27 protein-coding genes and 3 tRNA genes are annotated in these 25,729 nt (G+C 68.0%); 9 read left to right on the top strand and 21 right to left on the bottom strand.

Annotation, left to right across the window (positions count from 1 at the left end):
- Positions 1 to 44: 44 nt before the first annotated feature.
- Entirely contained in the window at positions 45 to 1,217 is a 1,173-nt protein-coding gene (locus MUN33_RS02945) for an MFS transporter (protein ID WP_244803413.1), read from the top strand.
- On the opposite strand, the gene MUN33_RS02940 is transcribed toward MUN33_RS02945, so the two are convergent.
- The 6 genes from MUN33_RS02940 to MUN33_RS02915 all read right to left on the bottom strand — a co-directional run bounded on the left by MUN33_RS02940 (position 1,199) and on the right by MUN33_RS02915 (position 6,343).
- Complete coding sequence (locus tag MUN33_RS02940; RefSeq protein ID WP_244803412.1) at positions 1,199 to 1,801, bottom strand: response regulator transcription factor; 603 nt, start codon at positions 1,799 to 1,801, stop codon at positions 1,199 to 1,201. The two genes, MUN33_RS02945 and MUN33_RS02940, sit on opposite strands and share 19 nt — an antisense overlap.
- A complete protein-coding gene (locus tag MUN33_RS02935; RefSeq protein WP_244803411.1) occupies positions 1,798 to 2,871 on the bottom strand; it encodes a sensor histidine kinase in 1,074 nt (357 codons plus the stop codon). The genes MUN33_RS02940 and MUN33_RS02935 overlap by 4 nt, the downstream gene beginning before the upstream one ends.
- The gene (locus MUN33_RS02930) at positions 2,868 to 3,632 is read right to left on the bottom strand and encodes an ABC transporter permease (RefSeq protein WP_244803410.1); all 765 of its coding nucleotides are present in this window, start codon (positions 3,630 to 3,632) and stop codon (positions 2,868 to 2,870) included. The genes MUN33_RS02935 and MUN33_RS02930 overlap by 4 nt, the downstream gene beginning before the upstream one ends.
- Positions 3,629 to 4,474 carry an ABC transporter ATP-binding protein gene (locus MUN33_RS02925; RefSeq protein ID WP_244803409.1) on the bottom strand — a complete coding sequence of 282 codons (846 nt, stop codon included), beginning with the start codon at positions 4,472 to 4,474 and terminating at the stop codon, positions 3,629 to 3,631. Before MUN33_RS02925 ends, MUN33_RS02930 begins: the two co-directional genes overlap by 4 nt.
- Before the next feature lie 75 nt (positions 4,475 to 4,549).
- Complete coding sequence (locus tag MUN33_RS02920; protein WP_244803408.1) at positions 4,550 to 5,326, bottom strand: SDR family oxidoreductase; 777 nt, start codon at positions 5,324 to 5,326, stop codon at positions 4,550 to 4,552.
- Positions 5,327 to 5,386: 60 nt separating this feature from the next.
- Positions 5,387 to 6,343, bottom strand: coding sequence for a glycerophosphodiester phosphodiesterase family protein (locus tag MUN33_RS02915; RefSeq protein WP_244803407.1), 957 nt, complete (start codon positions 6,341 to 6,343; stop codon positions 5,387 to 5,389).
- A gap of 139 nt (positions 6,344 to 6,482) precedes the next feature.
- Here MUN33_RS02915 and MUN33_RS02910 point away from each other — a divergent pair, with 139 nt between their 5' ends.
- Positions 6,483 to 6,932: a DUF4442 domain-containing protein gene (locus MUN33_RS02910; RefSeq protein WP_244803406.1), complete on the top strand. Its 450-nt coding sequence runs from the start codon at positions 6,483 to 6,485 to the stop codon at positions 6,930 to 6,932.
- On the opposite strand, the gene MUN33_RS02905 is transcribed toward MUN33_RS02910, so the two are convergent.
- The gene (locus tag MUN33_RS02905) at positions 6,929 to 7,957 is read right to left on the bottom strand and encodes a methyltransferase (RefSeq protein ID WP_244803405.1); all 1,029 of its coding nucleotides are present in this window, start codon (positions 7,955 to 7,957) and stop codon (positions 6,929 to 6,931) included. The genes MUN33_RS02910 and MUN33_RS02905 overlap by 4 nt on opposite strands.
- Before the next feature lie 131 nt (positions 7,958 to 8,088).
- Here MUN33_RS02905 and MUN33_RS02900 point away from each other — a divergent pair, with 131 nt between their 5' ends.
- Both MUN33_RS02900 and MUN33_RS02895 read left to right on the top strand, forming a co-directional pair.
- Positions 8,089 to 8,982, top strand: coding sequence for a GDSL-type esterase/lipase family protein (locus MUN33_RS02900; protein WP_244803404.1), 894 nt, complete (start codon positions 8,089 to 8,091; stop codon positions 8,980 to 8,982).
- Between the two features lie 76 nt (positions 8,983 to 9,058).
- Entirely contained in the window at positions 9,059 to 9,970 is a 912-nt protein-coding gene (locus tag MUN33_RS02895) for a DNA glycosylase AlkZ-like family protein (protein ID WP_244803403.1), read from the top strand.
- Here MUN33_RS02895 and MUN33_RS02890 read toward each other — a convergent pair.
- Entirely contained in the window at positions 9,933 to 10,421 is a 489-nt protein-coding gene (locus MUN33_RS02890) for a TetR/AcrR family transcriptional regulator (protein ID WP_369414913.1), read from the bottom strand. The two genes, MUN33_RS02895 and MUN33_RS02890, sit on opposite strands and share 38 nt — an antisense overlap.
- A gap of 98 nt (positions 10,422 to 10,519) precedes the next feature.
- Here MUN33_RS02890 and MUN33_RS02885 point away from each other — a divergent pair, with 98 nt between their 5' ends.
- Positions 10,520 to 10,918 carry a hypothetical protein gene (locus MUN33_RS02885; protein WP_244803402.1) on the top strand — a complete coding sequence of 133 codons (399 nt, stop codon included), beginning with the start codon at positions 10,520 to 10,522 and terminating at the stop codon, positions 10,916 to 10,918.
- Here the strand turns inward: MUN33_RS02885 and MUN33_RS02880 are convergent, their stop codons facing one another.
- Both MUN33_RS02880 and MUN33_RS02875 read right to left on the bottom strand, forming a co-directional pair.
- Positions 10,919 to 11,110, bottom strand: a complete 192-nt coding sequence (locus MUN33_RS02880; RefSeq protein ID WP_244803401.1) for a hypothetical protein — start codon at positions 11,108 to 11,110, stop codon at positions 10,919 to 10,921.
- A gap of 99 nt (positions 11,111 to 11,209) precedes the next feature.
- The gene (locus MUN33_RS02875; RefSeq protein WP_244803400.1) at positions 11,210 to 11,389 is read right to left on the bottom strand and encodes a hypothetical protein; all 180 of its coding nucleotides are present in this window, start codon (positions 11,387 to 11,389) and stop codon (positions 11,210 to 11,212) included.
- Positions 11,390 to 11,573: 184 nt separating this feature from the next.
- Here MUN33_RS02875 and MUN33_RS02870 point away from each other — a divergent pair, with 184 nt between their 5' ends.
- On the top strand, positions 11,574 to 12,098 hold the full coding sequence (locus tag MUN33_RS02870) for an LGFP repeat-containing protein (protein WP_244803399.1): 525 nt from the start codon (positions 11,574 to 11,576) through the stop codon (positions 12,096 to 12,098).
- A 39-nt stretch (positions 12,099 to 12,137) separates the two neighbouring features.
- Here MUN33_RS02870 and MUN33_RS02865 read toward each other — a convergent pair whose 3' ends face one another.
- Positions 12,138 to 13,130: a helix-turn-helix transcriptional regulator gene (locus MUN33_RS02865; protein ID WP_244803398.1), complete on the bottom strand. Its 993-nt coding sequence runs from the start codon at positions 13,128 to 13,130 to the stop codon at positions 12,138 to 12,140.
- 54 nt (positions 13,131 to 13,184) lie between these two features.
- On the opposite strand from MUN33_RS02865, the gene MUN33_RS02860 reads away from it, so the two are divergent.
- On the top strand, positions 13,185 to 15,470 hold the full coding sequence (locus tag MUN33_RS02860; RefSeq protein ID WP_244803397.1) for an ATP-binding cassette domain-containing protein: 2,286 nt from the start codon (positions 13,185 to 13,187) through the stop codon (positions 15,468 to 15,470).
- A 134-nt stretch (positions 15,471 to 15,604) separates the two neighbouring features.
- Here MUN33_RS02860 and MUN33_RS02855 read toward each other — a convergent pair.
- From MUN33_RS02855 to gyrA, 5 genes are all read right to left on the bottom strand, one after another.
- Positions 15,605 to 15,677: transfer RNA gene (locus MUN33_RS02855), tRNA-Ala, on the bottom strand.
- 382 nt (positions 15,678 to 16,059) lie between these two features.
- Positions 16,060 to 16,132 (bottom strand) — tRNA-Ala (locus tag MUN33_RS02850).
- A gap of 15 nt (positions 16,133 to 16,147) precedes the next feature.
- Positions 16,148 to 16,224, bottom strand: a tRNA-Ile gene (locus MUN33_RS02845).
- A gap of 52 nt (positions 16,225 to 16,276) precedes the next feature.
- A complete protein-coding gene (locus tag MUN33_RS02840) occupies positions 16,277 to 16,642 on the bottom strand; it encodes a DUF3566 domain-containing protein (RefSeq protein WP_244803396.1) in 366 nt (121 codons plus the stop codon).
- Complete coding sequence (gene gyrA / locus MUN33_RS02835) at positions 16,639 to 19,143, bottom strand: DNA gyrase subunit A (protein ID WP_244803395.1); 2,505 nt, start codon at positions 19,141 to 19,143, stop codon at positions 16,639 to 16,641. Before gyrA ends, MUN33_RS02840 begins: the two co-directional genes overlap by 4 nt.
- Before the next feature lie 127 nt (positions 19,144 to 19,270).
- Between gyrA and MUN33_RS02830 the strand changes: the two genes are divergently transcribed.
- Complete coding sequence (locus MUN33_RS02830) at positions 19,271 to 20,098, top strand: siderophore-interacting protein (RefSeq protein WP_244803394.1); 828 nt, start codon at positions 19,271 to 19,273, stop codon at positions 20,096 to 20,098.
- Here MUN33_RS02830 and MUN33_RS02825 read toward each other — a convergent pair.
- Positions 20,080 to 20,502, bottom strand: coding sequence for a flavin reductase family protein (locus MUN33_RS02825; RefSeq protein ID WP_244803393.1), 423 nt, complete (start codon positions 20,500 to 20,502; stop codon positions 20,080 to 20,082). The genes MUN33_RS02830 and MUN33_RS02825 overlap by 19 nt on opposite strands.
- A 242-nt stretch (positions 20,503 to 20,744) precedes the next feature.
- On the opposite strand from MUN33_RS02825, the gene MUN33_RS02820 reads away from it, so the two are divergent.
- Positions 20,745 to 21,914 (top strand): HNH endonuclease signature motif containing protein, encoded by a 1,170-nt coding sequence (locus tag MUN33_RS02820; RefSeq protein WP_244803392.1) that lies wholly within the window; start codon positions 20,745 to 20,747, stop codon positions 21,912 to 21,914.
- Here the strand turns inward: MUN33_RS02820 and MUN33_RS02815 are convergent.
- The 4 genes from MUN33_RS02815 to MUN33_RS02800 all read right to left on the bottom strand — a co-directional run bounded on the left by MUN33_RS02815 (position 21,901) and on the right by MUN33_RS02800 (position 25,656).
- Positions 21,901 to 22,698, bottom strand: a complete 798-nt coding sequence (locus MUN33_RS02815; protein WP_244803391.1) for an ABC transporter ATP-binding protein — start codon at positions 22,696 to 22,698, stop codon at positions 21,901 to 21,903. The genes MUN33_RS02820 and MUN33_RS02815 overlap by 14 nt on opposite strands.
- Complete coding sequence (locus MUN33_RS02810) at positions 22,695 to 23,624, bottom strand: taurine ABC transporter substrate-binding protein (protein WP_244803390.1); 930 nt, start codon at positions 23,622 to 23,624, stop codon at positions 22,695 to 22,697. The genes MUN33_RS02815 and MUN33_RS02810 overlap by 4 nt, the downstream gene beginning before the upstream one ends.
- A gap of 113 nt (positions 23,625 to 23,737) precedes the next feature.
- The gene (locus MUN33_RS02805) at positions 23,738 to 24,520 is read right to left on the bottom strand and encodes an ABC transporter permease (protein ID WP_244803389.1); all 783 of its coding nucleotides are present in this window, start codon (positions 24,518 to 24,520) and stop codon (positions 23,738 to 23,740) included.
- Positions 24,517 to 25,656, bottom strand: coding sequence for an LLM class flavin-dependent oxidoreductase (locus tag MUN33_RS02800; RefSeq protein ID WP_244803388.1), 1,140 nt, complete (start codon positions 25,654 to 25,656; stop codon positions 24,517 to 24,519). The genes MUN33_RS02805 and MUN33_RS02800 overlap by 4 nt, the downstream gene beginning before the upstream one ends.
- Positions 25,657 to 25,729: the final 73 nt, after the last annotated feature.

Genomic DNA, 25,729 nt, shown 5'->3' with positions numbered 1-25,729 from the left:
CCACAGCCCCATAAGGGACCGAACTGTATGCCAGAGTGTGGGTCATGACACTCGCACCCTGGGTCCGCGTCGCACTGGGCATGTTCGCCGTGTCCTACGGCGCGAACCTCTTCGCTCCCCTGCTCCCGGTGATGCGCGACGTCCACGGCCTGGGTCAGGCGCCGGTGAACCTCGTCCTCGCCGTCTACGTCCTCGGCCTGATCCCCGCGCTCATGGTCGGCGGTCCCTTCTCCGACCGGCACGGCCGCCGCGCGGTGGTCCGTCCCGCCCTGCTGTTCTCGGCGGCGGGCACGCTGGTGACGCTCACCGCCCACCTGGGCGTCGGCTCCGCGTGGGGCCCCGTCCTGCTCAGCGCCGGGCGCATGCTCACCGGCGTGGCCGTGGGTCTGGTCCTCGCCGCCGGCGCCTCCTGGCTCAAGGAGATCACCGCGCGGTCCGGCGGTGACGAGGGTGCCGCGGCCCGGCGCGCCACGGCGGCCACCTCCGCCGGGTTCGGGATGGGCCCCCTGGTCAGCGGCCCGGTCGCCGAGTGGTTGCCGGGGCCGGACGTCACCCCGCTGCTGCTGCACCTCGCCATGACCGTGGTGCTGACGCCGTTGGTCTGGGTCACCCCGGAAGCCGGTGGACGGTCCCCGTCGCGCCTGCGGTTCCCGCCGTCGGCGCGGACGCCCCGGTTCCTGTTCTCCGTCGCACTGTGGGCACCGTGGGCGTTCGGGCTGGCGACGACGTCGTTCGCGGTTCTGCCGCCACTGGTCACCGACGGGGTGTCCGCGCCGGTGGCGTACACCGGCCTGGTCGCCGGTGTGGCGATGCTGACCGGCACATTCGTCCAGCCGTGGGCGGGACGGCTGCCGGCGGATGCGCGCATCACCCCGCCGATGTACGCGCTGGGTACCGCGGTGCTCGGGATGTGCGCGGCGGTCGTGGTGGTCGCCACCCACGCGGTGTGGTTCCTGGTCCCCACGGCGGTGGTACTGGGGACAGCCTACGGCATCATGATGGTCTCGGGGCTGCGGGAGGTGCAGCGTATCGCCGCCCCGGGGGAGCTCGGTTCCCTCACCGCGGTGTTCTACGCACTGACCTACCTGGGGTTCTTCGTGCCTTTCGTCATCGCACTGGTGGCGCCGGTCGTCGGCTACGTCACCGTGTTCGTGGTGGGTGCGGTGGTGTGCGTGGTCTCCATCGCCGTGACGGCCCGTCACAGCCACCCGTTCTGATCGGCGAGGGTCACCGCCTCGAAGCGGTTCGACGCCCCGGTCTTCCCGATGACCGAGGACAGGTGGTTACGCACCGTCCCCTGGGACAGGTGCAGTTCCGCGGCGATCTCCCGGACGCCGGCGCCGCCGCGGGCCGCGCGGCAGACGTCCACCTCCCGGCCGGTCAGCGGCGAGTCGGGGGTGAACAGCGACTCCTCGGCCAGGGCGGGGTCGACCACCCGCAGTCCCTGGTGCACCCGCCGCACGGCCTCGGCCAGCTGGGACGGCGGGGTGTCCTTCACCACGAAGCTGCTGACCCCCGCGGCCAGTGCCTTGCGCAGGTAGCCGGGACGTCCGAAGGTGGTCACGATGACCGTCCGGCAGAACGGCAGTCCGCGGAGTGCCTCCGCCGCCTCGATCCCGGTCATGCCGGGCATCTCGATGTCCAGCAGGGCGACGTCGACCCGGTTCTCCCGCACGGCGTCGACGACCTCGTCACCCCGGCCGACGTCGGCGACGACCTCGAGGTCGTCCTCGCCGGACAGCAGTGCCACGAGTGCGCCGCGGACGAGGTCCTGGTCGTCGGCGATCAGTACCCGGATCATCGTGGGCCTCCTGTCATCGACACCGACAGCCGTGTCCCCCGGCCCCCGGGTCCGGCGGTGAGGGTCAGCGTGCCGCCGGCGTCCTCCACCCGCCGGTCCAGCCCGGCCAGTCCGTTGCCGTGGGTGCCGTCCCAGCCGTCACCGTCGTCGACGACCTCGACGCCGTCGGCGTCCATCAGTACTTCGCACCGTGTGGCGCGGGAGTGGCGGACCACGTTGGTGACGCCTTCGCGCACCACCCACGAGTACAGGTGGGTGTTCACCCCGGCCACGGACTCGTCGTCGGGCAGGACGGCGTCGATGCCGGCGGTGGTCAGCGCCCGGCGCGCGGCCTCGATCTCTCCGGCGAGGTCCGGCGAGCGCATCCGGGTCACCGTGGAACGCACCTCCGCCAACGCGGTGCGGGACAGGCGGGTGATTTGCTCGAGTTCGGACCTCGCCGCGGCGGGGTCGGTGTCGAGCAGCCGGGTCGCCAGTTCGGACTTCAGGGTCACCACGGTGAGGGAATGGCCGAGCAGATCGTGGACGTCCACGGCGATGGACTCGCGTTCCCGGGCGAGTGCCAGCTGGTGCTCCAGGTGTGTCTTCTCCTCGTAGCGGCGGGTCACCAGTGCCACGGCGTAGACCATGACCGGGCCGGCGAGCGTGGCGCCCAGGGCCCCGGGCATCGCGGCGGGTTCCACGAGCTGGACCAGGGCCGTGGACCCCAGCACCAGGGTGACCGTCGCCGGGAGGCTGACGGCCAGCGGCAGCGGGAACGCGATGACGGCGACGAAGAAGGGGACGAGGTAGGCGGCGTACGCCCCGACGACCAGGGCGACCGCCACCGCGACCAGGGCGAGCAGGCTGAACCAGAACAGGTGGCGGCGCGGCATCGTCCAGCCGCGCGGCCAGTGGTCGACCAGCCCGAAGGCGAGGGCGTAGACCGCGCTGAACAGGGCCAGCAGGGCGACACCGGACACGGTGCGTACGGTCACTCCCCCGGTGACGACGAGGAGGACCGCCGGAACGACGAGCACCCCCAGCCAGACCGAGGCCATCAGGCTGGAGGCACCGTCGAAGTTCTTCATCGTCGACCTTTCTCCCGGTTGTGCAGTGCCAGGACAATGAGGATGAACACCGCCGACCAGGCGAGGACGTTCACCACCGCCCACCATAGCGGGTCCTGGACCAGCCCCGGGTCGTACGAGACCGACTGGTAACCCTCGGTCAGTGGTGCCCGTGCCAGGGATGCGGCCCCGTACAGCGGGCTGAACCGGCCCACGGCCATCATCGTCTCCGGCAGGGGCATGAACAGGTTGCCGAGGAACGCCAGGACGACGACGCTGGTCCCGGCGATGCTCACGGAGGTCTCCGTCGGCCACATCTGCGACCACATGATGCCGTAGAACCCGAAGGGCACGGCACCCAGGACGCACAGCACGAAGGACGTCGCCCACGCCGTCCCGGGCATCGACGCCCCGGTCAGGGCACCCACGACGAACACGGCCGCCACCGGCAGTACGGAACGGACCGTGATGCCGAGCAGGCGTGACGCCAGGAGCTGGCCGCCGGTCAGCGGGGTGAGCGCGAGCTGGCGCCCCCACCCGGTCGTGCTCTCGACCACGATCTGCCCGGCGGCGGCGACGGCACCGGTCACACCGGCGTAGAGGGCCATGCCGATCATGATGTAGGCCGAGACATTGCCCGTGCCGACGGACTCGTCGCCGAAGCCCATCGCCTGGCCGAAGACGAGGTAGAACAGGACGGGCAGTCCCATCGAGAAGAAGAGCATCGCACCGTCGCGGTACAGGCGGCGCAGGTCGTGGAACGCGAAACGCAGGGTGGTCATGATTCCTCACTCCTGTTGCCGGTCAGCCGGATGAAGGTGTCGTCCAGGGTCTGTGCGGTGATCCGCAGGTTCGTCGCCCCGCGGGCGAGCAGGTCGGCGGCGAGCGCGTCGGAGTCGGTGGTGGTCACGCTGTGGTGTCCGTCCAGGTCGTACTCGACGACGACGTCGCCGTCCTGGAGTTCGGCCGGGGTGCCGTCGGCGACGACCGTCCCCCCGTCGAGCAGGACGATGCGTCGGGCGAAGTCCTGCGCCTCCTGCAGGTAGTGGGTGGCGAACAGGACGGTGACCCCGCGGTCGGCCTGGACTCGCATCGAGTCCCAGAACTCGTGCCGGTTGGCCGGGTCCATCCCCGCGGTGGGTTCGTCGAGGATGAGGAGTTCGGGGTCGCCGAGCAGCGCGAGCGCGAAACGCAGCCGCTGCTGTTCACCCCCGGAGCACCGTCCCACCCGTTGCCGACGGATGCCGGTGAGCTTGGCGTGCTCCAGCACCTCCGCCACGGGGCGGGGGCCGGTCAGGGTCGCGGCGATCATCGTCACCGTCGCCTCGACGGTCATGTCGGGCAACAGCCCCCCGGTCTGCATCACCGCCCCGATCCGTTGGCCGGTGACCGCCTGGCGTGGCGTGCCCCCGACGACCGTCACCGTGCCCGCGGTGGGCTTCGTCAGACCGAGTATCAGGTCGATGAGGGTGGTCTTGCCCGCCCCGTTGGGGCCGAGCAGGGCCACGATCTCGCCCCGGTCGACGGTGAGGTCGACGTCGTGCAGGGCGGTGACCTGACGGTCACCGGTCCCGCGGAACGTCTTGCGGAGCCCTTCTGCGTGTACTGCCGCTGTGGTGTCCATACCCCCACTCAACAGCGGGACCGCGGGCGGCACCTCTCCCCTGTGTCACGGTCTGCCCGTGACAGTTGTCACGGGTCAGCCGGCGATGATCTTGTTGAACTGGCGGGAGACCGGCGCCGGGGAGAAGCGGGCGGCCAGGCGCAGGGCCAGGTCCGGGAAGGACACGGAGTAGTCCTGGCGCTGACGCTCGAGCCAGTTCCTCGGATGCACCGACTTCCACACGGCGTCGGCGACGTCCTCGGTCCGGATCCGCACGCCGAGACGCTTGGTGGAGGCCGCCTCGACGTCCGCGAGCTTGGTCTTGACCCACAGCGGCATGATGTTGACCACGCGGATCTTGTCCTTACGCCACTCCAGGCTCATGGCCTGGGTGAATCCGTGGACGTAGAACTTCGACGCGGAGTACGGGGTGATGTGCGGCTGGCCGTAGATGCCGGACGCCGAGCCCATGGTCACCATGTGCGAGCCCTTGGTGTTCTTCAGGTACGGGTGGGCCGCGCGGGCGCCGAAGGTGACGCCGGTGCAGTTGATCTCGATCTGCTTGGCGATGAGGCCGGGGGCCTGCTCGGCGATGTCGTGGTCGCCGATGATGCCGGCGTTGTTGTCGAGGACGTCGAGCTTCCCGCCGGTGTGGGAGGTGAAATCCGCCAGGGCCTGCTCCCAGGAGGCGTAGTCGGTGACGTCCAGGCGCCCGGTGACGATGTCGGGGTACTGCTCCTTGAGCAGCTCAAGACCCTGTTCGTCGATGTCGTAGGCGCCGACGGTCCAGCCGGCGTCGCGGAACTTCAGTGCCACCTCACGGCCGATGCCGGCGGCGCCACCCGAGATGAAAATGCTCTTGTTTGCGGTCATGTACCGAAACATACATTCCCGGGGCCCGCCTTGTCCGCGGTTTTCTGTATTGGACGCTACTCAGCGGTAGGCGATCCCGCGCTCCTCGAGGATCCCCGCCAGCCGCGTCGGGTAGTCGGTGATGATCCCGTCCACCCCGGCGTCGAGGTACCGCTCCATGTCGGCGGCCTCGTTGACCGTCCACGGCACCACCCGGAACCCGGCCTCCTGCGCCTGCGCGACGAAGGACGGCTCGACCGCACGGAACCCCGGACTCAGCACCTCGACACCCAGGTTCCGCGCGGCGGCGAGGACGTCCCCGTCCCCGTAGTCCACCGGTCCCAGGTAAGGCGAGTCCGCCGTCCAGGTGGTCTCGTCCCACAGTGCGACCAGCGGGACCTGCGGCGCCCGCTCGCGGACCAGCGGCAGGGACGACCAGTCGAAGGACTGGACGGCGATGCGGTCGGTGGTCCCGGCGTCCTCCGCGGCATCGAGGATGGCGTCGACGTACTGTCCGGCCGGTGCCGAGCGTTCCGGGGCCTCCGCCTCGATCTTCGTCTCGATGTTGAAGTACACCTGCGGGTCCCGGGCGGCGATGTCGAAGACGTCGGTGAGCTGCAGCATCCGGTTGTCCGCGGCGTGGACGGCCTCGGGGTAGTCCGCCAGGGGCAGGTTGCAGTTCAGGGTCTGCAGCTGCTCCCAGGTGAGGTCGTGGACGTCCTGGCCCACGTAGTCACCGGTGCACTTGTCCGCCTGGACCGAGGCGTCGTGCCAGACGACGGGGACGCCGTCCGCCGACAGGTGGACGTCGAGTTCCAGGGTGGTCACCCCGAGCTCCAGGGCGTGCCCGAAGGCGGCCCGGGACTCCTCGGTGTGCTCCCCGCGGCCGCCGCGGTGTGCCTGCAGGTCGAAGGTGGACGGCAGGTTGTCCGCGGGTGCCACCTGCGACGTCCCCAGGCTGCCGGTCGGCGGGTCCGCCACGGCGACGGGTGTCGTGGCGGCCACGAGGGTGAGCAGGGCGGTGAGGGTGCGGAACATGTGTCTCCTGGGACGTCGGGGTGCAATACCGTCGATGACGCTAGCGCCCCGACGTGCCGTCCGCCGGGTGGACCGGCGTGACGTTCCGGATGATCACCGAATCGTAGGAAACACGTTGCCTACAGTGGTACACACGGGTATGGCCTTCTCACCACGACAACTCCGCCGTTTCATGCAGTTCTGGCCGCCGTACCTCGGCGCCGGGGTGAAGATCAGGGAGTTCGCCGACGACGGTTCCCGCGTCGTCGTGACCCACCGTCCCGGACGGCTGACGAAGAACGCCGTCGGCACCGCGTTCGGCGGCACCATCCTGTCGATGACCGACCCGTTCTACATGCTCGCCTCGATGGCCCGCCTGGGTGGCGGCTACAACGTGTGGGACGTCAAGGCCGAGGTCGACTTCGTGAAACCGGGCCGCGGCACCATCACCGCGGACATGCGCATCGACGACGCCACCTACGAACTCATCCGGGAACGCACCGCCGACGGCGGGAAGTACCTGCACTGGTTCGACGTCGACGTCACCGACGAGGACGGTGACACCGTCGCCCGGGTCCGCCGCCAGGTCTACTACCGCCGGAAGCGTTAGCCCCGCAGCCGCCACAACGAGGTGACCTCGCGGGACCGGGCGACGTGCAGCGGGTCGTCGGCGTCGCGCACCCTGGGGTGCCGCGGGGCGGTGTCCTCCCGCCCGACGACGCGCAGACCACCCTCGGCGATCCACCCCTCCAGCTGCTCCCGGGTACGCAGGCCCAGGTGCTCGGCCAGGTCGGAGAGCACCAGCCACCCCTCGCCGCCGTCGGTCAGGTGGTCGGCGAGCCCGGCGAGGAAACGCCGCAGCGCGCCGGAGTCGGCGTCGTAGATCCCCAGCTCCAGGTCAGAGGTCGGTGTCCCCGGCAGCCACGGCGGGTTGAACACCACCACGTCCGCACGGTGCCCCGCCGGCCACAGGTCCGCCTCGACCACCTCGGCCGCACAACCGAGCCGCTCCAGGTTCCGGCGGGCGCAGGCCACGGCCCGTGGGCTGACGTCGGTCGCGGTCACCGACGCCCCGTGACGTGCCAGGACGGCGGCGAGGACACCGGTCCCCGTCCCGATCTCCAGGACCCCACGCCCGGCCGCCTCGTCGGCGAGACCGGCGACGAGGCCGACGTACTCGCTGCGCGTCGGGGAGAACACGCCGTAGTCCGGGTGGACGAGGTCCCCGAGCTCCTCGACCCACACGCCCCGCTGGTGCCACTGCCAGGCGCCGAGCACCCCCTGGAGTTCGGTGAACGGCACCGTCCGCGGCCCGGGCGTCCCGTAGGCGTGCCGGCAGGCGTCGCGGACGTCCGGGGCACGCCGCAGGTCCAGGCTGTGGTCCTCCCCCAGTTCCACGAGGACGCGGCCCAGGACGTCCGCCCGCTCGGCGCGGTCGGCGCGCTGCCGGAGGAACAGGGCCGCCGCGTCCTGCGGTGCCCGCCGCGTCGCCGCCCTCCTGGCCAGCCGACGGTCGACGGCCTTGAGCAGTTGCCGGCCGTTGTGGAAGTCCCCGGTCCAGAGCAACGACCCGCCCGTTCGCAGATGGCGTAGCGCCTGGTCGGCTGTGGTCCTGTCGTCCGCGATCTCGGTCATACCGGTGATTCTTCCACGGACGGCGGACGTAACGGTCGGTGACACCGGGACGTTGGGACGCCTTAGACTGTTTCTGACTGTTTCACACCTGCGCATCGGAACCCCGACTGCGTTTCGAGAGGACGAACGACGTGACCACCAGCAAAGACACCCGTACCCCCGGACACCGCCGCCGCTTCGCGCGGACCGTGCGGGCCGGCGCCCTGGCGGTCGCCGGGGCACTGTCCGTCGGACTGGGCTCGCTCATCGCCGCCCCCGCCGCCACCGCCGCACCGGCCGGCAACGTCGTGGTGGTGGGCGACTCCTACGCGGCGAACCCCGACCAGTACTACAACACCCTGCGCGGTATCGACGGGTTCGTGCCGGACAACTACCCCGTCACCGGCAACTGCCTGCAGGCGCCGAACAACTGGCCGCGGCTGATGCAGCAGCGCCACGGCGGCACCGTGAACGACTGGTCCTGCTCCGGGCTGACCTCCCACAGCGCCCTGGGGCGTATCGACCGGGCCGTGCGGGCCGGCGACATCCACGGCGGGACGCGCACCGTGGTCCTGAACTACGGCATGAACAACTTCGGCCCCGGCGGCACGGACAACGGCGCGGACTTCCTGAACCCCGGGGACGTGCGCAACCGCTACCTCGCGGACGTCCGGGCCGCCGCTGCCAAGGTGCGCGCCGCCGCCCCCGGCGCGAAGATCGTGATGACCGGGCAGATGGCCATCACCTCCAACGGGATGTTCTGCTTCGCCAATGTCGTCCCGAACTTCCCCGCCGGCCTGCCGATCCCGGTGCTCGCCGACGTGGAGAAGTGGCTGCGCGGCAACCAGCAGGAGGCCGCCCGCCAGATCGGGGCGTCGTTCGTGGACCTGAAGACCGAGACGGCCGGCAACGCCACCTGCTCGCCCGACCGGGACCGCTACGTCGCCGGGATCATCGACACCACCACCCCGAACTACAACATGATGATCCACCCGTCGCTGAAGGGCTCGACCTACATCGCCGACCGGATGTCGCGCGCTGTCTAGAGACCTCCTCGAGGCGCGGCTGGTCGCGCAACGCCTGCTCACGCCGGCGGACTCGGCCGTCGACCTCCTCGAGGCCATGGGGCCGGTGCAGGGCCAGGACCTGACGGGGGTGCTCAGCTCCCTCGCCCTGCGGCTGCCACGGGGCACCGACGTGCGCGGTGCCTTCGACTCCGGTGACGTCGTCCGCGGGTACCCGATGCGCTCCACCGTGTTCGCCGTGTCCGCCCGCGACGCCGGCTGGGTCACCGAACTCTGCGCCGGGCAGCAGCGGCGCGAGTCCGCCCGGCGCTGGGAGAAGGAGGGGGTCGTCCCGACCGAGGTCGCCCGGGCCCACGACGTCTTCCTGGATTCCCCCGGCCTGACCCGGAAGGCCCTCGGCGACCTGTGGGCCCGCCACGGGTTCCCGGACGACACCGGGTTCCGCTACCTGATGATCCGCGACATGATGCTGCACGGCACCGCGGTCTACGGACCCTTCGAGGGCACCGACCAGCTCATCGTCCCCGCCACGCAGGTGCCCTACGCCGGGGACCGTTCACCGGCGGCCGAACTGCTGCTGCGTTACCTCACCGGCCACGGCCCGGCGGACCTGCGGGACTTCGCGTGGTGGACGAAACTGCCGCAGCGGACGGTGAAGGAGGCCTTCGCCGAGATCGCGGACGAGGTGGAGACCACCGACGGGCTGCACCACCGTCCCGGCCTGTACGACGAGGTGGCGGCGGTGCGCCGGCGGGCGCACGGGACGTTCGCCCTGCCGGCGTTCGACGAGATCATGCTCGGCTACCGCGACCGGCTGACGTACCTGTCGCCGACCCACCATGAGCAGGTCGCACCGGGTAACCGGGGTGTGTTCCGACGGACGGTGGTGCGCGGCGGCAGGTTCGTCGCCACGTGGTCGACGGCCGGGGTGGAGCCGTTCCGGGCGTTGAGCGCCACCGCCGAGCGGGACGTCACCCGCGCGGTGCGGAACTACCCGCGGGTCCTGTGATGAACGTGTCGACCAGCCAGTCTGCCTGACCGGGGGCGAAGCTCTGCGCCCTCTCGGGCAGGGGGCGGCGGCCACCCCGAGGTGGAAACGCCATGCGGTCAGGCCGGGGTCCACGAGGCCGCTGTCCGCGGCGAGGTCGAGGATTCCGCGGTACGCGTCGAGGAACTTCTCCCGGAGAGGTTCGGTGGCGGTCCACACCGGGCTGTCGACCGGCGTGACCGCGACCGTACGGCCGGCCAGGGCGGCGAGTTTCAGCTCCGCAACCTCGTGGACGAAGCCACGCCATGTCCCCCATGTCCCGTCCCCCCTCGCCGTACCGGTGGATGATCGTGAGGACGCGGTCGGCGATCTCCTCGATCAGGCCGATGACCAGGTCGTCACGCGTGGGGAAATGGCGGTAGAGGGTGCCGATGCCCACCCCGACTTCCGCGGCGACGGTGCGTATCCACACTCGACGAGAAGGTCGCGGTCACCACCTATGACGACCCCACGGCCGGCGGGCTCAGCGCACTGGCCCTCCCCCTGGCCTTCGGCGGCATGGTGTCGGCGATGAAGAAGCGCGACCTGCACCGTGTCCTCGGTGCTGCGTTGTTCTCCCTGGCAGCCGGCCTGGCTGCCGGGGCCGTCCTCCAGTTCGGTTTCGGCACCTTCGACGGGAACTGCTGGGCGACGGCGGGCGTCCTGGCGTTGGGCATCGCGGGCACGTCGTTGTTCGTCCTCGGACTGGAGGCGTTGGTCGGGGCCCGGCCTGGCGCTCGGCGCCGTGCTGACCCTGTTCGTGTCCAACCCGTTGTCCGGTACCGCCACGGGCTGGCAGTGGCTGCCGTCGGCCAGTACATGCCGATCGGCGCCGGAATCGCCTACTCCGTGTGGGTCCTGCTCGCCTGGATAGCGGTCGGGGTGTTGCTGGTCGGTGCGGCGGCGGTACGCAACCGCCGCACCGCCTGATCAGTTGGCGGCGGTTTCGGCGCCGTCACCCGGCTGCAGGACGGACGAGCCGGCACTGCTCAGGTCGATGGCCGAGGAACCGAGTTCCAGGGTGGACGAGCCGATGCCGACGGGGTTACCGGTGGCGACCGAGGATCCGAGGCCGACGACCGAGGTCAGGAGATTGATGAGGGGTTCAATGAGAGTATCCATGGTGGACCTTTCGTGAGAGGGGTGCCAGCGGACGCTGTACAGCGACTACTTTAGGCACCCCTTCCCCTCCCGCAACAGGAACGCCACGACTACCCCCGGTCAGCTCCCCGGGAGGATGTCGGAGCCTGCGCTGCTCAGCTGCACACTGGCGGAGCCGAGATCCAGTGCGGAGGAGCCCACGGCGAGCGATCCGTCGCCGGAAAGTACCGAGGAACCGAGGTCCAGGGCGGAGGAACCGACGTCGACGAGTGACTCGATGAGGGCGATGAGAGAATCCATGCTGTGCCTTTCAACTGTGTGAGGTGTCCATTGTCGTGATGACGATATCTACACTAGGCGAAATTTTTCCTCCACAAATGAGAACGCTGGAATATGGTGCCGACACGCTGCGAGTTCCGCAGCGATGATGTACAACGGTGCGTGAACGTCAACCCGCGATTCACCAACGGAAGGCAGTTCCACCATGAGGATCCATCTCAAGCGCACAGCCACAGTTCTCGTCGCAGGCGGTCTCGTTCTCGGTGCCGCAGCATGCAACCAGGACGACTCTTCTGACACAGCACCGGACACGAGTTCAGCAGCGGAGAGCGGTGCACCCGATACGTCGTCGGCCTCCGGCTCCGCGACGGAGGCACCGTCCGGCACCGAACTCACGGAGGGCCTGCAGGCCGCCTACGATGAGGCGGGTGGCGAGCAGGGGCCGTGGGGAGCGGTGCAGAACGTCGAGAGCAGGAACGGCGCGACCCTGGCGACGTTCGACCACGGCTGGGCCGTGGAGAACGGCGACGGTGACGTCGTCCCCCTCATCGGGAAGATCGGTGAGACCTGGGCCAATGACGGCGGCCTGGACAACGAGATCGGCCTCCCCACGGCCCCGGAGACGGGCGACGCCATGCAGGGCTGGACCCAGGACTTCGAGAACGGCACGATCGCGTGGATGCAGGACGGTTCCGGTAACTGGAGCGCCGATATCCGGTCTGCACCGTAGGCCGGGGATCAGCCGGGTTGTGAGCGGTCCTCCTTCTGCTCAGCCGCCCCCTCCCTGTACGTGCGGTCCTGTCACTGCGCGGTGAAACCGCGCAGATGATTCCCGCACCATGGCGCGGAACTCCGGCGGGTCGACAACCGTGAACTCCAGATCGCTGAGTACCAGGACAGTGAGAAGTTCTTCGAATGACTCCACCAGTGCCAGGTACCGCGTCCAGGTACCGTCCTCCGGTGACTCGAGTGGTTCAAGGACACCGTCGACCCGGTAGAGACGAGACGCTGCCTCAGTGGGAGTCGCACGCAGGTCGAGGGTCACGGAGTGGTACCTCTCGCGATGGAAATCACCTCTGATGACCTCGGCGATATCGCCCTCCGGTAAGGGCGCAGGCACAAACCGGTTGGAGGTGGTGGCAAGTCCGCTGATCCGATCCAGCCGGAAGGTCCTCCAACCCCGCCGGTCGCGGTCCCAGCCATGGAGGTACCACCGATGCTCGAGGTTCACCAACCTGGCGGGTTCCACACTTCGTCGCCGCTGCCCGCCACGCCCGACATGGCTGAAGGTGATCTCCCGACTCTCCCGAATTGCCCGGGCCAACAGGGACAATGTCCCTTCGCTCACACGCGAGCTGCGCTCAGTGCTGAAATCGATCGCGGCGATCACCGTATCGGCCTGACGCCGGTCTTCCGGGGACAACAGGTCGCGGAGCCGGCGCTTCGCGCGAACTACGGCGCGATGCGGGAAGTTGATCCCGACCACGCCCTTCGCTGCAGCATGGAGGCTCACCACCACGGCGACTGCTTCGTCCCCCTGGATCGGGAGCACGGGAACGGAGTTGTGGCTGTTAAGCCGGTAGTGCCCGCCACGCCCGCGGGTGCTCGTGACGTCGTAACCCGAGTCTTTCAGGGACGCGATGTCCCGGCGCAGTGTCCGCCCCGGCACGTCCATCGCGGACGCCAGCTCGCCGGCCGTCCAGGGCGACCCGTCTTCCAGCAGAGACAGAAGCCGAAACAACCGGTCAGCGGACTTTGACATGGTTCACTCCTATGTGGCCATTTTACTGCCACATATGACCCTAGCGTGGTCGCCATGCATACTCACGAGATCACCGTCACGGGTGCACGCACACACAACCTCACAGGCATTGACGTCTCTCTTCCCAAGCACGCGTTCACCGTCGTCACCGGAGTGTCCGGGTCCGGTAAGACCTCACTGGTGTTCGCGACGATTGCAGCAGAAGCCCAGAGCGCCACTGCGGCGAGCTACCCCAGCTTCGTCCGCGCACGACTGGCGAAACACCCTCGTGCGGACTGCGACAAGATCACCGGGCTCACCTTCACGGTGGTTGTCGATCAACGACGGTTCACCGGCAACGCCCGGTCGACCGTGGCCACGGCGACCGATGTCGCCGGCACGCTGCGGATGCTGTTTTCACGGTTTGGCACACCATCGGCGGGATTCTCCCCTGCCTACTCTCCGAATGACCCTGCCGGGATGTGCCGATCCTGCCAGGGGCTCGGCACACGACGCGTCATTGACGACGTCGCGCTCGTCGATACAGAACGGACACTGAGAGAGGGGCCGATACTCTTTCCCAGCTTCCAGCCCGGAGGCTACCGCTCTCGTCAACTCATCGACTCCGGCTTGGCGGACCCAGACATCCCGTGGGGCCAGCTGCCGGAATCCACCCGGCATACATTGCTGCATGCCGACAAGCTGCAGCTGCCCAACCCGGGTGAAGAGTACGCGAAACACGGCTTGTTCACTGGCGCCGTCACACAGATCAGGAAGCGCTACCTGGCGCAGACCCCGCCCCACATCACCACGAAGGAGGCGCGGGCCCTGGACCAACTCGTCCGGACAACAACGTGCCCGGCATGTGACGGATCGCGCGTGAACGCCGAGGCGCGGGCGAGCATGATCGACGGCAGATCCATCGCGGACTGGATGGACACCCCCGTCACCCGACTGCGCGACATCGTCGCGGAGGTCGGTGATCTCCTCGGCGAACGGGCAGCACCCCTGGTCGACGACATCTCTGCCACATTGGACGGCCTGGCGGACGTGGGTCTCGGCTACCTCACCTTGGGACGGCCCTCGCCCGGGCTCTCCGGCGGCGAGGCCCAGCGGGTGAAGATCGTCCGGCAGCTCGCCAGCTCGTTGACCGACGTGACCTACATCCTCGATGAACCAAGTATCGGCCTGCACGCGCATGACGTCCACAGGCTGGCGGGCCTCCTCTGCAGACTCCGTGACCGGGGCAACACCGTCCTCGTGGTGGAGCACAACCGTCGTATGATTCAGGCGGCAGACCGCGTGCTTCACCTCGGCCCTGGCGCGGGTAACGACGGTGGTCGTCTTGTCTATGCCGGGCCGCCTTCCCCTGCACCGGCACAACAACGATTCACCCCCAGACGGGACTGCCGTACCCCTCGTGGGCAGTTCCTGGTCACCGATGCATGCAGTAACAATCTCGACCATGTCACCGCCAGGGTGCCTGAGGGTGTCCTCACTGTCGTCACCGGAGTCGCCGGAAGTGGAAAATCGTCGTTGGTCATGGACTTCGTGACTCAACATCCGGAGTTCGTTGTCATCAGCCAGCAACCGCTCCACGGGGGACGACGATCGACACCGCTGACGGTGATGAGCATCGCCGACGAGGTCCGCTCGGTATTTGCACGGGCAGGAAAGGCAGAAGGGCTGGATAGGTCGTGGTTCTCCCGGAACTCGAAAGGCGCCTGCCCGGAGTGCGGCGGGCGCGGAGAGATCGTCATCGACCTCGCCTTCCTCGATGACACCGTCGTCCCGTGTGACGCATGCTCCGGCACCGGCTTCAATGAGGACGCCCGCTCAGTCACGGTCAACGGAACGACCATCGCCGATGTGGCCGACCTGCCACCAACCAGACTGGCGTCACTGTTGTCCCGCAGTGGACGCCGCCGACTGGCGTGGATGGACAAGGTCGGGCTCGGCCATATCGCGATGGGACGGGGGATCGACACTCTCTCCGGTGGCGAACGCCAACGACTGCTGTTGGCCAAGCACCTGGCCACGGCCACTGCGTCCCCGGGAACGAGGAACGCGTCCGATGACTGTTCAGCGCTACGCATGGTGCTCGATGAACCAACGGCGGGACTTCACTCCACCGATGTCGCGGGACTGCTCCACCTCTTCGACGACCTCGTTGACCATGGGGCGACACTGATCGTCATTGAGCACAACCTGCAGGTCGCTGCTCACGCCGATCACATCATCGATGTCGGCCCCGGCGCAGGGCACGATGGCGGCCGTGTGGTCTTCAGCGGAACACCCTCGGGTCTCGCGACATCCGGGACCACCACCGGGGACTACCTCCGTCAGGCTGCAGACTTCTGACTCAATGGCCCAGTCACCGCACCGGGGATCACCGACGTAGCGGAAGCGGGGTCGCCGAACAACGAAGAACCGGAGGTCGCGCACCCTTTCGAGTGTGTGACCTCCGGTCTCTGCAGTTCGTGAACCGCACGTTGTGGAGCTAAGGGGAATCGAACCCCTGACCTTCGCATTGCGAACGCGACGCTCTACCAACTGAGCTATAGCCCCGTAGGGACAACACAGGAAATCGTACACCCGACCCCTGCCATTCACCTAGCCGCATGGGGTTCATCGGCATGTCGCCTCCGACACCTCCTTCCTCCGTCCACCAACGACACGTTTCACGTGAAACGCTGCGCCTGCCCTCCGGGGATCTCTGGCCCGTTGATCAGCCGTGCCATGGGGCGCCTGAACGGATGCTCACCACATGGCCGTAACCCTGGCAGTTGCACAAGCAGCAACGGTCCGTAGCGCGTTCCCGTCCCTCGTGGTGTACTTCCCCACCGCCTTAACGTGCCACCCCCCTGGGCGGGCCGGTCAGCGCACGACCAGTGCCGCCGCCACCGCACACGAAAAATCCCCCGGCCAATGACCGGGGGAAGATGTTCTGTGGAGCTGAGGGGAATCGAACCCCTGACCTTCTGCTTGCAAAGCAGATGCTCTACCAATTGAGCTACAGCCCCGAGGGGGGGTCTTACTGGTGGGCCTAGGAGGACTTGAACCTCCGACCTCTTCGTTATCAGCGAAGCGCTCTAACCGCCTGAGCTATAGGCCCTCGAACGAGACAGAACTTTACCCACCCTGCCCCGAACTTACAAACTGACTGGTCAGGACTCGTTTTCGACGTTCTCCGGCTCGTCCACCCGCTCCGGGTCGATCGTCACCCGGAGGCCACCGACCAGGCCCGTCGCCGCGTTGTAGAGCACCGCCATCACCGGTGCGAACAACGTCACCACGACGAACTCCAGCAGTCCGACGCCGAAGGCGACACCGTAGTAGAGCCCCGCCGACACATGGTCGGCACCGATCAGGTCGGCCAGGAGGTTGTTCATCCGGTCCCAGACGCCGGCCAGCCCCAGGAAGATGTAGATCAGGGCCGCAGCGACCATCCAGGCGGCGAAGATGCACGCGCTGAGGAGCGCGCCGATCTTCAGCGCGCTCAGCGGTGCGACCTCCCGGACCGAGGCCCTCATGAATTCTCCGCCGTCTGGTTGACCGCCTCTTCGCCTTCGTCCTCGACGTTGCGGTCGATGGCCAGCAGCTCCACACCCTTGGCCAGGTCGACGAGCCGGACGCCCATCGTGGCACGCGAGGAGCTGCGGATCTGCTTCACCGGCGTCCGGATGACACCACCGGCGGAGGTGATCGCGAAGACCTCGTCATCCAGGCCGACGGTCACCGCACCGATGAGCTTGCCGCGCTTCGGGTCGTACTTGAAGGTCATCACGCCGAGCGTCCCACGTCCCTTGACGGGGTACTCCTCCACCGCGGTGCGCTTGCCGTAGCCACCGGACGTGGCGACGAGCAGGTAGGAGTTGTCGTCGGCGACGGTGAGCGCCAGGAGCTGGTCGTCACCCTTGAACCGCATGCCCTTGACACCGGCGGTGGCGCGCCCCATGGGCCGCAGGGTGTCGTCGTCGGCGCTGAACCGCAGCGCCTGCCCCTCCTCAGAGACCAGCAGCAGGTCGTCCTCCCCCGTGCACAGGCGGGCGCCGATGAGCTTGTCGCCCTCGTTGAGGTTGATCGCGATCAGCCCGCCGGAGCGTGCGGTGTCGTAGTCGGTCAGGTGCGACTTCTTCACGCGTCCCTGCTGCGTGGCGAGCACCAGGTAGGGCGCGTCCTCGAAGGACTGGATCTGGATCACCTGGGCGATCTGCTCACCGGGCTGGAACTCGAGCAGGTTGGCCACGTGCTGGCCCCGCGCGGTGCGGCTCGCCTCCGGCAGCTCGTAGGCCTTGAGACGGTACACGCGGCCGTAGTTCGTGAAGAACATGATGATGTCGTGGGTGGAGCACACGAAGAAGTGGCGGACGATGTCGTCCTGCTTCAGCTCCGCACCGCGCACACCCTTACCGCCGCGACGCTGCGAGCGGTAGGAGTCGACCTTGGTGCGCTTGGCGTAGCCGGTCGAGGTGATCGTGACGACCACGTTCTCCCGGGCGATGAGGTCCTCCTCGGACACGTCACCGGTGGCGCCGACGATCTCGGTGCGACGCTCGTCGCCGAACTTCTCCACGATCTCGGCGAGCTCGTCGTGGACGATACTGCGCTGACGCTCGGGGGACGCGAGGATGTCCTTGAGGTCGGCGATGATCTCCTCGATCTCGGCGAGTTCGTCGATGATCTTCTGCCGCTCCAGCGCGGCCAGACGGCGCAGCTGCATCGCCAGGATGGCGTCCGCCTGGACGTCGTCGATGTCGAGCAGGTCGCGCAGCCCTTCCCTGGCGATGTCGACGGTCTGGGAGCGGCGGATCAGCGCGATGACCTCGTCCAACGCGTCGAGCGCCTTGACCAGGCCGCGCAGGATGTGGGCCCGCTTCTCCGCCTCGTCCAGCCGGTACTGCGTCCGACGGATGATGACCTCGATCTGGTGCTTCACGTAGTAGCGCAGCATCTGGTCGAGACGCAGGGTACGGGGCACCCCGTCGACGATGGACAGCATGTTCGCGCCGAAGCTGGTCTGCAGCTGCGAGTGCTTGTACAGGTTGTTCAGCACCACACGCGGCACCGCGTCCCGCTTCAGGGTGACGACGATGCGCATGCCGACGCGGTCGGAGGACTCGTCGTCGATCCGGGCGATGCCGGCGATCTTGCCGTCCCGGACCTGTTCGGCGATCGAGGCCACGAGGTTGTCGGGGTTGACCTGGTAGGGCAGTTCGGTGATGACGATGATCTGCCGGTTGCCCTCCTCCTCGATCGTGGTCTTGCCGCGCATGCGGATGGAACCACGGCCCGTGGTGTAGGCGTCCTTGATCCCGGAGTCGCCGACGATCATGCCCGCGGTGGGGAAATCCGGTCCCTTGACGAGCGCCATGCAGGCGTCCAGCGCGGTCTGCTCGTCGGCCTGCGGGTTGTCCAGCAGCCAGAAGACCGCGTCCGCGAGCTCGTTGAGGTTGTGCGGCGGGATGTTCGTCGCCATACCCACGGCGATACCGCCGGAACCGTTCATGAGCAGGTTGGGGACGCGCGACGGCAGGACGTCGGGCTCGGTGGTCTTGCCGTCGTAGTTCGGGGAGAAGTCGACGGTGTTCTCGCGGATGTCGCGCACCATCTCGAGCGCCAGCGGGGTCAGCCGGCACTCCGTGTAACGCATCGCCGCCGGGCCGTCGTTGCCGCGGGAACCGAAGTTCCCCTGCCCGTCGACCAGCGGGTAGCGCATGGACCAGGGCTGTGCCATGCGTACGAGGGTGTCGTAGATGGCGGTGTCGCCGTGGGGGTGGTAGTTACCCATCGTCTCGGCGACGGGCTTGGCGGACTTGACGTAGCTGCGGTCCGGCCGGAACCCACTGTCGTACATGGCGTACAGGACCCGTCGGTGGACGGGTTTCAGGCCGTCCCGGACCTCGGGCAGCGCACGGCCCACGATGACGCTCATGGCGTAGTCGATGTAGCTGTTCCGCATTTCCTCATTGAGGTCAATGGGGGTGATGCGGTCGAACAGCGTCTCGCCGCCGCCGGTGTTGTCGTCGCTCACTTCGGTGCGATCCCTTCCAGAAGACTAGGTATAGACCTGTCAATCTTACCACTTCATAGCCCATATCCGGGTCAGGTGCGTACGATGGGCGGGGACGTCGAACACGAGAATGAAGGAAAGCCTGTCCATGCCCCGCCCTGCCCGTCCCGTCCACAACGCCACCGTGACCGACGCGTCACGGATCTCACGTGACATGGTGCGGGTGACGCTCTCCTGCACGTCACTCCCCTACGCCGAACTGCACCACACCGACCACTACGTGAAGCTCCTCTTCCCGCCGGCCGGGGCGTCCTACTCCTGGCCCTTCGACCCGGCGGCGGTCCGCGAGGAGCTGCCCCGCGGGCAGTGGCCGGTGACCCGTACCTACACGCTGCGGTCCTGGGACGCGGACACCTCGACGATCGTCATCGACTTCGTGACCCACGGTGACACGGGACTGGCCGGCCCCTGGGCCGCTGCCGCGCGACCCGGCGACCAGATCGGCTTCATGGGCCCCGGCGGGGCCTGGGGCCCCGAGGGGAGCCACACCGTCTTCGCCGGCGACGAGGCTGCCGCGCCGGCGATCTTCGCCGGTATCGAGGCGTTGCCGCAGGACGCGACGGCCGAGGCGTGGATCGAGGTCGCCGACACGGATGCGCGGCTCCCGTCCCCGACCCACGCGGGGACGACGGTCCACTGGGTACCGCGCAATGGCGCGATCCACGGGACGGAGCTAGTGCGGGCCGTCACCGCAGCCGGTGTGCCGTCCACGCCGACCCGCTGGTTCATCCACGGCGTGGCCGAGATGATCCGCGACCTGCGCCGTTTCCTCTTCGTGGACAACGGCGTACCGAAGTCGGAGGTGTCGATCTCCGGTTACTGGCGTCTCGGCATGGTCGAGGACGAGTGGCAGGCCAGCAAGCGGGAGTTCACCGAGGAGATCGAGGCGGACGAGGCTCAGGCGGCGAACAGGTAGTCACGCTGCTCGGGGGCGATGTCTCCGGTGCGGCGTCCGGAGACGCTCATGAGCGCGACGGTGTGCTGGCCCGCGTCGAACTCCTGGTAGAGACGCGCGGTGAGGTGGACTGCCGCGCCTTCGACGACGCCCGGTCCCCCGTCCGAGGTCAGCGACGGGGCGATGTTCGCCACGCCGATGGTCTGGAGGGGGTTCAGGACGGAGATTCCGAGACGGGGTGCGGTGCGGAGCTCCTGCCAGGCGGGGTCGTCGGCGGGGATCGGGACGGAGACGAGGCCGGGGGCGAGGCTCTCGTCGAAGTAGGAGTCGATGACCACGCACATCATGCGACCGTTGACCTCTGCTGCCAGGACGGCCAGGGGAAGACGGGGTGCGGACACAGTGTCCGTGTGTGCTGTGATCATGGAGACCAGTAGACCAGTCTGTCTGTCGAAAAGCAAGGGGGAATGTGCACCGCATCCGCATCTTCGCTGGTCAGACCGTGAAAATTTCCTAGACCGAGCTGTCTGTTACGCGTTCTTCAGCACTGGGCAGGCAGTAACGCCGCATTCGAACACATGGTTGACCATTCCCGAGACCCGGTGTATAGTTTCACTTACCGAATATCGGGGGCCGGGAGGCCAGCTTTCAACCTTGGGGAGGGAACATGGCGGTCGATCTTCTTCACATGCCGACAGACGAGGAACTACTGGTACACCCCATCAACATCGCCGAAATGGCACTCGTCCAGTACCTCGCCACCATCGATGCCGACCAGCGGCGTTGCGTGGCTCTCGCGCGCCGCGGTCGAGGTCGCTCGGAAGCGCACCGGTTCGCACATGCAGGCGAACTCGCCGCCCGCCAACCCGACCTCTTCTCCGTGGTCTCCGATGACGGGCGCATCAGCGTCGAACACCTCGACCGGGTCTGGTTGGTGATCAACCGGCACACCCGGCATCTCTCGGCGGCTGACGCGGTGGACGTACGCGACGCCGTCGACCTCGCCGTCGAATGCGGCATCCTGGACTGGCTCGACAATATCGGCCCCTCCTCCCCCGTCGCACCGGACGCCCTCGCAGACCTCGCCGAGAAGATCGTCGTCACGCTCGACGCCGACCTCGTTGCCGAGACAGAGGAACACGAGATCCGTTCCGCAGGCGCGGTACGCCGGGAGACACGGATCATCCTCGAATGCGGCAGCCAGGCCGTCGCTTCCCGGCTATGGGACGCCATCAACGACGCCGCTTGGTCCCGGTTGCAGTCACTGAAAGAGAAGGAGGCTGTCGACGACGTCCGAACCGCACTGTCATCGCTTCGGTCAGAGGTCATGATGGAGGCACTCGGAGATGGGGCGAATAACATCACAGTGACGGTAAACCTCTACCGTCAGACCGTCGACGGCCACAGCGGCTACGGGCCCGGGTTCATTCCCGGAGTCGGTTGGGTCTCCACTACTGCCGCCGAAATACTCGAGGAACGGTCACGGCGACCCCGGATCCTTCCGGGTGACCTACCGCCGGTCGAGTCGTATGCGTTTCCCGTGAAACACAAGGCGGAGATCATCGGCCGGGACACCCACTGCCGGTTCCCGTACTGCACCGTGCCCGCAGACTTCTGCGAGTTCGACCATATCGAGAACAGTCCCCACACCGACCCCCAGAGCAACGGCCCCACCTCCGTCGCCAACGGCCAGTGTCTCTGCCGTCTCCACCACAGAATGAAGACACTGAAACTGTGGTCCTGCTACACAGACGACGGCGGCCTCACGATCCACTGGTCGGGCCCCGACAACAGCCACTACCGCACCGTGGCGGACGGCCCCCTCACACCGGGCTGACCGAAGAGATCAGTTCCGACACCCGGCGCCGCAACGCCACGACATCCGGATTCGTTGCGCGCTCACGCAGGCGCGCCTGGATGGTTTCACGTGGAACATCCGCGGCCACATCCACCCGCAACGACGGCGAGACCTCGACCACGTCCAGCACGCGCCCCGGGCCGGCCGCCATCACCACAACCCTGTGCCCCAGAAGGAGAGCCTCCTCCACACTGTGCGTCACGAAGACGATCGACGGGAACGACGTCGCCCACACCCGGAGCAGTTCGGCCTGCAATTGCTCACGGGTGAACGGATCGAGTGCCCCGAAAGGCTCGTCCATCAACACGTGCTCCGGCCCGGCCGCGAGCACCCGGGCGATCTGCACCCGCTGCTGCATCCCGCCGGACAGTTCGTGCGGATACCGGCCCGCCGCATCCGACATACCGACGAGTTCCAGCAACTCCCCCGCCCTCGCCGCCTTCTCCTCCGTCCCCGAATACCGGTGCGACAGCCGGACATTCTCCTCCACCGTGTACCAGGGGAACAACGTCGGCTGCTGGAAGACGACGCCCCGCTCCGTCCCGGGTCCCCGCACCACCGTCCCGTCGACCGTCACCCGCCCCGACGTCGGCCGGAGGAATCCCCCGAGCAGACGCAACAGGGTCGACTTCCCGCACCCGGACGGCCCGACGAGACACACGATCTCCCCGTTCCCGATCTCGAACGAGATCTCCCGGAGAGCCTCGACGACTCCCCCATTCTGGGTCCGGTAGACCTCGCCCACACCGTCAAGAGCAATCATGTCCTGTCCTCCCACAGATCGGTACGTACCATCCCTGAATAGTCCTTCTCCTCCGCCGGGATATCCCCCTGGCGGGCGAGGAATGCCGCGGTCGAGCGCAGCGACTCGGCGACGTCGGTGAGGTACTCGACCTGCTCGCGGCCGGTGATGAACCGTTGCCCGTCCACCTGGAGTTCCGCGGCCTCCTCATCCATGCCGGACGCGCGGGCATTCACCGACACGAAGTCCTCCGACCCAGGGGCTTCCTCCGCCACGCTGGCTTCCAGGTCCAGCCACGTCCGCAGGAGGTCCGGGTTGCCGTCCATCCAGGCATCGGAGGCCAAGGTGACGTTGTACGTCGCGTGGCCCCGGTCGGCCTGTTCCCGGGAATCGGTGATCACCGTTCCCGGCGTCGTCCCACCCGTCCCGTCCTTCAGCTCCTGGAGCGTCGGGTCCCACACATAGGCCGCGTCGATCCGGTCCGACTTCCATGCGGCAGGCAGCTTGTCCGGGGAGATGTTCGTGATCTCCACGTCCCTCGACGGGTCGATCCCGGCGTCGATGAGCGCGTTGAGGAGTGAATAGTGCGCGGTCGACGAGAACGGGACGGCGATACGTTTGCCCTTGAGATCCCTGATGCCCGCCGCGTCCTTGGCGACGAGTGCCTCGGTCCCGCCGATCACCGAGTTGGCCTGGACGACGGAGACGTCCAGATTCAGCGGCGCGCTCAGGGCCTTCGCTGTCGGGGTCGACCCCAGCGAGGCGAGGTCGACCGACCCGGCCGCGAACCCCTGGACGATGTCCTGACCCGTCGGGTACCGCGTCCATTCGATGTCCGCCTCCGGCAGACACGCCTCCGCCAATCCGGTCGCCTGGGTGTACAGGTCGGTCGCCGGTCCACCGAGGTAGCCGATACGGACCGTGCCCCCGGCCTCCGAGGGTTTCACGGGACACACCGCGTCCCCTCCCCTGTCCTCCCACTCGCTCGCGGGCGGGCCGACACATCCTGCCACTGTCGTGAGGAGGATCGCCGCGGACAGCGCCCCCGTTCTCCGTGATGTCACTGTTTCGTCCTCCAGGGTGAGAAGCGGGCCTCGACGGCCAGCAGAAGGTTGTCGACGACCAACGCCGCGACACCGATCACGATGATGCAGGCGATCGTGAGCGAGGTGTCGAGCTGGGTGCCGGAGATGTAGGCCAGACCGCCGATGCCCGGGATACCGTCGTTCATCTCCGCGGCGACGATCGCCGACCAACAGAGGCCGGCGGCGACGCGTGCCCCGCTGATGATCTCGGGAAGCGCGGCGGGAAGTTCGACCGTCCGGAACACCTGTCCCCGCCCGGCCCCGAGCGACCTCGCGGCGCGGATCCAGTCCTGCCGCACCCCGGTCACCCCGAGGAGCGTCGCGACCGCGACCGTGGGGAAGGCGGCGAGGAACAACAGGATGACCTTCGACTGGTCGCCGATGCCGAACCAGACGATGAGGAGTCCGATGTACCCCAACGGCGGCAGTGCCCGGAGGAAGGAGAGGTACGGCTCCACGACGCTCCGCGCGACCGGGTTCGCGCCGAGCCACCAACCGACGAGGACGCCGACGAGGATGCCGGCGGACAACCCGACGGCGATTCGTTCCAGCGTGGCGAGGAGATGCTGCCAGAGGAAGTAGTCCTGCACCCCGCACTGCTGCGCGCAGAGGTTCGTCTCGACAAGTCTGCGCCCCACCTCGCCGGGCCCCGGGAGGAGGACCGGGTCGATTCCGGTGAAGCGTGCGACGAGCCACCAGAGTCCGATGACCCCGGTGAAAACCCCGAGATGGAGCGGCGTTCTCCTGATCCCGGTCATGCCGGAGCATTCGTCACAGTGACACCGCGGGCCTGGAGTGCGGGGACGACCCCCTCCCCCACCCGGAAGGTCTCCTCGAGATGCGGGACCCCGGACAAGATCAGATGGTTCACCCCGATCCGGCGGTGGTCGTCGATTCGCGCCGCGACGTCCTCGTAGGAACCGACGAGGGCCGTCCCCGCTCCACCGCGTACCAGTCCGACACCGGCCCAGAGACCCGGTGCGATCTCCAACGACCGGGCGTCCTGCCCGTGACGGTAGGCCGAGCCGGCCCCGTGGAGTTCCCTCATCCGCCTCTGCCCCTCCGACTGGGAGGTCGCGAGCCCGGCCTGTGCCACCCGCACCTGTTCGGGATCGATCGCGTCGAGGAGCCGTTGTGCTTCAGCCCACGCCTCATCCGCCGTCGGCCGGGCGATGACGTGGAGGCGGACGCCGTACTCGAGGGTCCGGCCGTGGGACGACGCCCTCGCACGCACGCGTCCGATCTTCTCCGCGACCTGTTCCGGCGGCTCGCCCCAGGTGAGGTAGACGTCGGCCCGTCGTGCCGCGACCTCGATCCCCTCGTCCGAGGATCCGCCGAGGAAGATCGGCGGGCTGGTGACAGGCTGGTGCCGCAGCGCCGCGTCCTCGACACGCAGATGTTTCCCGTGAAACGTCAGCGGTTCCGGGGACGTCCACAGGTGTTGTGCCACCTGCAGGGTTTCGTCGGCGATCGCGTACCGCTCCGCCTTGGTGGTGAAGTCGCCGAAGGCCCTCTGCTCGGCATCCTCACCCCCGACGACGACGTTGAGCAGCAGCCTGTCACCGGACAGCTCCTGCAACGTCAGCGCCTGGTGCGCCGTCAACGTCGGACCGACGAGGCCCGGGCGCAGGGCGACGAGGAACTTCAGCCGCGATGTCGCGCCGGCAAGGGCGGAGGCGGTGACCCAGGCGTCCTGGCACCACCGTCCGGTCGGCGTGAGCACCGACTCGAAGCCGTTGTACTCCGCGGCGCGGGCCACCTGTGTCAGGTAGTCGAGACCGGCGTACCTCTCCCCGGTCTCGGGTCCGGCCCCGTGGCCACCTCCGACGATCTCCCGGGAGTCCCCGGTGGTGGGGAGGAACCAGTGCAGTGTGACGTTCCGTGTGTCTGTCATGCCGAACGAGTAGACCAGTCAGTCTATCCGCTCGGCCACCATTTCGTTCGCCGTGAATCAATAGACCGATCGG

Source organism: Corynebacterium kalidii (assembly GCF_022869005.1).
GTDB lineage: Bacteria > Actinomycetota > Actinomycetes > Mycobacteriales > Mycobacteriaceae > Corynebacterium > Corynebacterium kalidii.
The sequence above is the reverse complement of the archived record's forward strand: the minus strand, read 5'-3'. Positions and strand labels throughout refer to the sequence as shown.

Coding starts and splice junctions, on each gene's coding strand:
- MUN33_RS02895 (WP_244803403.1), top strand. CDS start 9,059: ATGGGGCCGGTGCAGGGCCAGGACCTGACGGGGGTGCTCAGCTCCCTC.
- MUN33_RS02800 (WP_244803388.1), bottom strand. CDS start 25,656: ATGACAGACACACGGAACGTCACACTGCACTGGTTCCTCCCCACCACC.
- MUN33_RS02935 (WP_244803411.1), bottom strand. CDS start 2,871: ATGAAGAACTTCGACGGTGCCTCCAGCCTGATGGCCTCGGTCTGGCTG.
- MUN33_RS02830 (WP_244803394.1), top strand. CDS start 19,271: ATGCCCCGCCCTGCCCGTCCCGTCCACAACGCCACCGTGACCGACGCG.
- MUN33_RS02940 (WP_244803412.1), bottom strand. CDS start 1,801: ATGATCCGGGTACTGATCGCCGACGACCAGGACCTCGTCCGCGGCGCA.
- MUN33_RS02920 (WP_244803408.1), bottom strand. CDS start 5,326: ATGACCGCAAACAAGAGCATTTTCATCTCGGGTGGCGCCGCCGGCATC.
- MUN33_RS02875 (WP_244803400.1), bottom strand. CDS start 11,389: ATGGATTCTCTCATCGCCCTCATCGAGTCACTCGTCGACGTCGGTTCC.
- MUN33_RS02910 (WP_244803406.1), top strand. CDS start 6,483: ATGGCCTTCTCACCACGACAACTCCGCCGTTTCATGCAGTTCTGGCCG.
- MUN33_RS02825 (WP_244803393.1), bottom strand. CDS start 20,502: ATGATCACAGCACACACGGACACTGTGTCCGCACCCCGTCTTCCCCTG.
- MUN33_RS02930 (WP_244803410.1), bottom strand. CDS start 3,632: ATGACCACCCTGCGTTTCGCGTTCCACGACCTGCGCCGCCTGTACCGC.
- MUN33_RS02870 (WP_244803399.1), top strand. CDS start 11,574: ATGAGGATCCATCTCAAGCGCACAGCCACAGTTCTCGTCGCAGGCGGT.
- MUN33_RS02860 (WP_244803397.1), top strand. CDS start 13,185: ATGCATACTCACGAGATCACCGTCACGGGTGCACGCACACACAACCTC.
- MUN33_RS02820 (WP_244803392.1), top strand. CDS start 20,745: ATGGCGGTCGATCTTCTTCACATGCCGACAGACGAGGAACTACTGGTA.
- MUN33_RS02865 (WP_244803398.1), bottom strand. CDS start 13,130: ATGTCAAAGTCCGCTGACCGGTTGTTTCGGCTTCTGTCTCTGCTGGAA.
- MUN33_RS02905 (WP_244803405.1), bottom strand. CDS start 7,957: ATGACCGAGATCGCGGACGACAGGACCACAGCCGACCAGGCGCTACGC.
- MUN33_RS02815 (WP_244803391.1), bottom strand. CDS start 22,698: ATGATTGCTCTTGACGGTGTGGGCGAGGTCTACCGGACCCAGAATGGG.
- MUN33_RS02945 (WP_244803413.1), top strand. CDS start 45: ATGACACTCGCACCCTGGGTCCGCGTCGCACTGGGCATGTTCGCCGTG.
- MUN33_RS02925 (WP_244803409.1), bottom strand. CDS start 4,474: ATGGACACCACAGCGGCAGTACACGCAGAAGGGCTCCGCAAGACGTTC.
- MUN33_RS02885 (WP_244803402.1), top strand. CDS start 10,520: ATGAAGAAGCGCGACCTGCACCGTGTCCTCGGTGCTGCGTTGTTCTCC.
- MUN33_RS02805 (WP_244803389.1), bottom strand. CDS start 24,520: ATGACCGGGATCAGGAGAACGCCGCTCCATCTCGGGGTTTTCACCGGG.
- MUN33_RS02840 (WP_244803396.1), bottom strand. CDS start 16,642: ATGAGGGCCTCGGTCCGGGAGGTCGCACCGCTGAGCGCGCTGAAGATC.
- MUN33_RS02915 (WP_244803407.1), bottom strand. CDS start 6,343: ATGTTCCGCACCCTCACCGCCCTGCTCACCCTCGTGGCCGCCACGACA.
- MUN33_RS02880 (WP_244803401.1), bottom strand. CDS start 11,110: ATGGATACTCTCATTGAACCCCTCATCAATCTCCTGACCTCGGTCGTC.